This window comes from Amycolatopsis sp. NPDC059027, assembly GCF_042739735.1.
Classification (GTDB): Bacteria; Actinomycetota; Actinomycetes; order Mycobacteriales; family Pseudonocardiaceae; genus Amycolatopsis.
Genome location: NZ_JBHYIK010000007.1, coordinates 149,266 through 155,265, shown reverse-complemented (window position 1 = coordinate 155,265; position 6,000 = coordinate 149,266). Strand labels below are relative to the sequence as shown.

Below are 6,000 nucleotides of genomic sequence, written 5' to 3'. Positions count from 1 at the left end.
GGCCCCCGGGGTTGCCCCCCGCGGGGCCGCGCCCCCTAATTTTTTATTTTGGACCCGGCGGGGGGGGGGGGGGGGGGCGGGCCGGGGGGGGGGGGGGGCCCCCCCCCCCCCCCCCCGGAACCGGGTGTTACTTGAGGAAGCCGATCTTCGGGTAGTCGTAGGGCTGGTTCGCGAAGCCGGGGGAACCGTAGTTCGCCACGGTCTTGCGGACCGCGAACGCCCCGACCGACTGGAAGATCGGCAGCTGGTGGCCGAGCGCCCAGGTCTCCTGGTCGGCCTCGTTGAGGTCCTTCGCCCGCTGGGTGTCGTCCAGCTCCTGGGCCGCCTTGTCGTAGAGCTGGTTGAGCTTGTCGCTCCCGATGTGGCCGTAGTTCTGGCCGATGTTCTTCGGGTCCAGGTAGTAGATGCCCTGGCCGCCCGCGATCGGGAACGCGGTGGAGATCCACCGGAAGACCGTCAGGTCGAAGTTGCCGACGTAGACGTACTGCTTGAAGAACTCGGTCGAGGGCACGGCCTGGATGTCGATGCCGACGCCGAGGGGCTTCAGCTGGGACTGGATCAGCTGCGCGGCCTGCTGGCTGATCGGGGTGTTGGCCGGGATGACCAGCCGGAGCTTGAGCTCCTTGCCGTCCTTGCCCCGGAGTTCACCCGCCTGCTTCCAGCCGAGCTTGTCCAGCTCCTGCTTGGCCGTCTCGGCGTTGAACGCGTAGGGGCCCGAGTTGTCGGCGTATTCCTTGGCGCCCTTGAGGTAGACGTGGTTGCCGAGCGGTTTGGTGTCCTTCTGCATCTGGCCGAGGATCGCCTTGCTGATCGTCACGGTGTCGATGCCCTTGGTGATCGCCAGCCGCAGATCCTTGTCGGCGAGAACCGACGACGGGGCGCCGTTGAAGGTCAGGTGCGTGTAGTCCGGGTAGCTGGACTGCCGGACGACCGTGTTCGGGTCGGCCTGTGCGCGCTTGAAGGCGTTGATGTCGTTGTTCAGGTTGTAGAAGTCGATCTGCCCGTTGGCGAAGGCGTCGGCCTGGGCGGGCCGTTCGACCTTCTTGTACGTGACGGTGTCCAGCTTCGGCTTCTCGCCCCACCAGTTCGGGTCACGTTCGAAGACCGCCGTCTTCGCGGTCTGGTCGATGCTGCGGACCTTGAACGGACCCGCGGTGATCGCCGGGCTCTGTGCCCACGCCTTGTTGAACGTCTCCGCGTCGGCGTTGAGTTCCTTGGGATAGAACGGGGAGAACAGGGACTTCCACTCGGCGAACTTCTTCGCGAAGGTGACCTTGACATCCTGGTCGTCGGTGCCCTTCTCGACCTTGGCGATGTCCTGGTAGCCGGTGGTCTGCGACACCAGGTACGCGGGGTCCTTGCCGTTGAGCACCTTGGCCTGCGCGGCGAAGTCCTCCCAGGAGAACTGCCTGCCGTTGCTCCACTTGGCCTTCGGGTTGAGTTTGTACTCGATCACCTGCGGGTCGGTGCTGATCAGCTTGACCGAGGTGACGTAGTTCGGATTCTCCGACACCGTGGCGTCGGCGTTCTGCGGGAAGATGTACGGGAAGATCGCGCCGAACATGTTCTGCCCGTCCAGCTGTGTGCCGTCGAGCTGGTTCTGGTTCCAGTTGTCCGGCAGCTGGTCGATCGGCCACTTGAAGTCGCCGCCGTCCTTGACCTTGTCCAGCGGCGTCTCGTTGATGTCGGCCGTCTTCACGGCCTGGTTGCCGGCGTCGGCCAGCCCGGGTTTGTTGCCGGTGCCCCCGCTGCACGCGGACAGGGCCAGCCCCAGAACGGCGAGTGGCGTGACGAGTGCGGCCATTCTCCGTCGATTCATGCGGTGCCTTCCTTTCGGGTGTGCTGCCAAACGGATGTGTGGCTACACGACTTCACGGGTCTTGGCGTAGTGGCAGGCGACGTCGTGGTCGTCGGCCTTGGCCGCACGCGGGGGTTCCAGCTCGACGCACCGCTGTTTGTCCTCTTCGGACAGTTGGGTGAACACGAAGCACCGGGTCCGGAACCGGCAGCCCGACGGCGGGTCGGCCGGGCTGGGCAGGTCGCCGGTGAGGATGATGCGGGCGCGCTCGCGTTCCTTGACCGGGTCGGGGATCGGGATCGCCGACAGCAACGCCTGGGTGTAGGGGTGTTGCGGGGCCTCGAAAACCGTGTGCACGTCGCCGATCTCGACGACCTTGCCGAGGTACATCACCGCGACCCGGTCCGCGATGTGCCGCACCACGGAAAGGTCGTGCGCCACGAAGAGGTACGACAGCCCAAGCTTCGCCTTCAGCTCGTCGAGCAGGTTGATCACGCCCGCCTGGATCGAAACGTCCAATGCGGACACCGGCTCGTCGAGCACGATCAGCTTGGGCTCCAGCGCCAGCGCGCGGGCGATGCCGATCCGCTGGCGCTGGCCGCCGGAGAACTCGGCCGGGTAGCGGTCGGCGTGCTCGGGGCGCAGCCCGACGAGGCCGAGCAGCTCCGGGACCCGCCGGTCGATCGCGTCTCGCGAGTGCCCGTGCACCCGCAGCGGTTCGGCGATGATGTCGCCGACCGGCATCCGCGGGTCCAGCGCGGCCATCGGGTCCTGGAAGACGACCTGCAGATCGCGGCGGATGCCCTTGCGTTCCTTCGCGGTCAGCGTGGCGACGTCCTTGCCGAGCACGGCGACCGTGCCGCCGGACGGCATGGCGAGGTCGAGGATTTCCATCAGCGTGGTGGATTTCCCGCAGCCGGACTCGCCGACCAGGCCCAGCGTCTCACCCTCGACGATGTCGAAGCTCACCCCGTCGACCGCGCGCACGGTGCCCGCCTTGCGCTTGAACACCGATCCCTTGGTGACCGCGTAGTGCTTCACGAGGTCACGCACGTCGAGCACGGTGTCGCGCTCGGAGCGCGGGATCCGGGCGGCGGGGGCCTGGGCGACGACCTCGGCGCCGTAGACCTCCGCGGCGTCGGCGTGATGGGCGGAGACCTCGTCGATGCGCAGGCAGGCCGCCCGGTGCGCGGTGTCGACCACCGCGTCCGGCGAGCCGGGCGTGATGGTGATCAGGGCGGGTTCGGTTTCCCGGCAGGCGTCGGCGGCCAGCGGGCAGCGGGGCTCGAACGGGCACCCGCCGGGCAGTTCCACCAGCGACGGCGGCTGGCCCTCGATGGGCACCAGCGGCTGCTTCTCGTGCGCGTCGACGCGGGGGATGGAACCGAGAAGTCCCAGTGTGTAAGGCATCCGCGGCTCGGCGTAGAGCGTGTCGACCGGGCCCTGTTCGACGGCGCGCCCGGCGTACATCACCATCAGCCGGTCGGCGAACCCGGCGACGACGCCGAGGTCGTGCGTGATGATCACGATCCCCGCGCCGGTCACCTCCTGCGCGGTCTTCAGCACCTCGAGGACCTGCGCCTGCACCGTGACGTCCAGTGCGGTGGTCGGCTCGTCGGCGATGATCAGGTCGGGGTCGTTGGCGATCGCGATGGCGATCACCGCGCGCTGGCGCATCCCGCCGGAGAACTCGTGCGGGAACGCCTTGGCCCGCTGGGCGGCGTTCGGGATGCCGACCAGGTCGAGCAGTTCGACGGCGCGGCGGTTCGCCTGCTCCTTGGTCACCACGCCCTTGCCGTGCACGAGCAGCGCTTCGGCGATCTGGGCGCCCACCGGGTACACCGGGGTGAGTGCCGACAGCGGGTCCTGGAAGACCATCGCGATCTTCTTGCCCCGCAGCTTCGACAGTTCGGTGTCGGACCGGCCGATGATTTCCGTGCCGCGGAACCGGATGGAGCCGGAGATCCGTGCCTGCGGGGGCAGCAGCCCCATGACGGCGAGGGAGGACACGGACTTGCCGGAGCCGGATTCGCCGACGATGCCGAGCACCTCGCCCGCGGCGACCTGATAGGACAGTCCGCGCACGGCGTGCACGCGGCCGGATTCCGACGGGAAGGAGACGTCGAGGCCCGACACCTCCAGCACGGGCGCGGCCGTGTCCAGGGGTGGGGTGGTGGTCATGTCACAGCTCCAGCGGGGGCGATCTCGGAGTCCGGAGTGGACTGTGTGGTGGCGGCGATGCGCTTGCGTTCCCGGCGGCGGGAACGGGCCGACGACGGGTCGAGCGCGTCGCGCAGGCCATCACCCGCGAAGTTCACCGCGAGCACGGTGAGCACGAGGAACGCCGCGGGGATGTAGAAGAGCCAGGGGAACGTGCGGACCGCGTCCGAGCCGTTCGCGATCAGGGTGCCGAGCGAGACGTCGGGTGCCTGGACGCCGAAACCGAAGAACGACAGGGAGGTCTCGGTGATGATCGCGACGCCGACGTTGATGGTCGCGTCGATGATCAGCAGCGAGGCCATGTTCGGCACGATGTGCTTGGCGATGATGCGCCCGGCGGGCTGGCCCATGAACCGCGCGGCCTTGACGAACTCGCGCTCGCGCAGGGTCAGTGTCATCCCGCGGACCATGCGCGCGGTGATCATCCACTGGAACAGCGCGATCAGCCCGACCAGGATGAACCAGGTCTTGCCGCGGAACGCCGGCGAGAGGATCGAGATGATCAGGAACGGCGGCAGGATCAGCAGCAGGTCGACGACCCACATCGCGACCCGGTCCACCCAGCCGCCGAAGTAGCCGGCGGCGGCACCCACGATCGAGGCCACGCCGGTGGAGAACAGCGCGGCCAGCAGGCCGATCGTCAGCGACTTCTGCAGCCCGCGCATGGTCTGCGCGAACATGTCCCCGCCGATCTGGTTGGTGCCGAACCAGTGGGTGCCGTCCGGCGGCATCAGGTTCGCGGCCGGGTCCAGCTGGTCGTACGCCCACGGCGAGTACCAGGTGTAGGTGAACGCGGCCACGTAGAACAGCACGATCACGGCGACCGCGGTGACGGCGAGCCGGTTGCGCAGAAAGCGCCGCAGCACCAGCTTTCCGCGCCCGGACGCGGCCCCGGGGGCGGGAGACGGTTCGGTCATCGGATCCTCACCCTCGGGTCGAGCAGCGCGTACAGCACGTCGGCGAGCCAGCCCGCGAGCAGCACGCAGACGGCGATGAACAGGGTCACCGTGGCCACGATGTTCGTGTCCTGCTTCTGGATCCCGGTGACCAGCCAGTCGCCCATGCCGTACCAGCCGAAGATCTTCTCGGTGAAGATGCCGCCGGTGATCAGCAGGCCGAAGCCGAACGCGAACAGCGTCGCCATCGGGATCAGCGCGGTGCGCAGCCCGTGCTTGAACAACGCCCTCCGGCGCGTGAGGCCCTTGGCCTGCGCGGTGCGGAGGAAGTCCGACCCGAGGACGTCGAGCATCGCCGAGCGCTGGTAACGGCTGTAGTAGGCGACCTGCGTCAGCACGATCGCCAGCGTGGGCACGATGATGTGCTGCAGCCGGTCGAGCAGCACGTCGCCGAAGCCGCCCTCGATGCCGCTGGTCTCGCCCTGGACGATGAAGAACTGGTAGCCGCCGAGGACGTTGTCGTTGACGGACTGGGCACCGGCCTTGAGCACGGTCGCGATGACGAACACCGGGGTGGACAGCACCACGAACGAGAACGTCGTGGCGAGGTAGTCGCTGATCTTGTACTGGCGGATGGCGCTGACCACGCCGACCAGCACCCCGATGACGATGCCGATGGTGATGCCGAGGAGGAACAGCCGCAGGCTCACCCCCATCCGGCGGAACAGTTCGTCGGTGATGGCCTGGTCGGTGACCGTGCGGCCGAAATTACCGTGGAGTACGTCGCCGAGCCAGACGAAAAAACGTTCCGGAATCGGCAGGTTGAGATGCAGTTCCGCGGCTTTCGCGTCGATTGTCGCCTGTGGCGGCGGCGGGTTGCGGAGTTTCAGGTCGTCCAGCGGGCTGAACGCCAGCGAGGCCAGCGAGAACGCCGCGAACGTCGCCACCAGGCATAACGCCAGGTAGTTCACGAAGCGGCGGAGGAGAAAGCCGGTCATGTCGTGATCACCCTGCTCGGCTGGACGATCCGGCGAGGAAGGTGCTCGGAATACGCCGGATGGAGCAGGGGCTGGATTGTCGGTGGAG

4 protein-coding genes are annotated in these 6,000 nt (G+C 67.8%); all 4 read right to left on the bottom strand.

Annotation, left to right across the window (positions count from 1 at the left end):
- Positions 1 to 127 precede the first annotated feature (127 nt).
- Genes ACFWY9_RS07385 through ACFWY9_RS07370 form a run of 4 tightly spaced genes read right to left on the bottom strand, consistent with a single transcriptional unit; the run spans position 128 to position 5,912 of the window.
- Positions 128 to 1,819: an ABC transporter family substrate-binding protein gene (locus ACFWY9_RS07385; RefSeq protein WP_378329591.1), complete on the bottom strand. Its 1,692-nt coding sequence runs from the start codon at positions 1,817 to 1,819 to the stop codon at positions 128 to 130.
- A 42-nt stretch (positions 1,820 to 1,861) separates the two neighbouring features.
- On the bottom strand, positions 1,862 to 3,979 hold the full coding sequence (locus tag ACFWY9_RS07380) for a dipeptide ABC transporter ATP-binding protein (protein ID WP_378329592.1): 2,118 nt from the start codon (positions 3,977 to 3,979) through the stop codon (positions 1,862 to 1,864).
- Positions 3,976 to 4,935 (bottom strand): ABC transporter permease, encoded by a 960-nt coding sequence (locus ACFWY9_RS07375; protein ID WP_378329593.1) that lies wholly within the window; start codon positions 4,933 to 4,935, stop codon positions 3,976 to 3,978. The genes ACFWY9_RS07380 and ACFWY9_RS07375 overlap by 4 nt, the downstream gene beginning before the upstream one ends.
- On the bottom strand, positions 4,932 to 5,912 hold the full coding sequence (locus ACFWY9_RS07370) for an ABC transporter permease (RefSeq protein WP_378338410.1): 981 nt from the start codon (positions 5,910 to 5,912) through the stop codon (positions 4,932 to 4,934). The genes ACFWY9_RS07375 and ACFWY9_RS07370 overlap by 4 nt, the downstream gene beginning before the upstream one ends.
- Positions 5,913 to 6,000: the final 88 nt, after the last annotated feature.

Bases quoted from the DNA above. Each gene is read 5' to 3' on its own strand.
- ACFWY9_RS07385 (WP_378329591.1), bottom strand. From the start codon at position 1,819: ATGAATCGACGGAGAATGGCCGCACTCGTCACGCCACTCGCCGTTCTG.
- ACFWY9_RS07380 (WP_378329592.1), bottom strand. From the start codon at position 3,979: ATGACCACCACCCCACCCCTGGACACGGCCGCGCCCGTGCTGGAGGTG.
- ACFWY9_RS07375 (WP_378329593.1), bottom strand. From the start codon at position 4,935: ATGACCGAACCGTCTCCCGCCCCCGGGGCCGCGTCCGGGCGCGGAAAG.
- ACFWY9_RS07370 (WP_378338410.1), bottom strand. From the start codon at position 5,912: ATGACCGGCTTTCTCCTCCGCCGCTTCGTGAACTACCTGGCGTTATGC.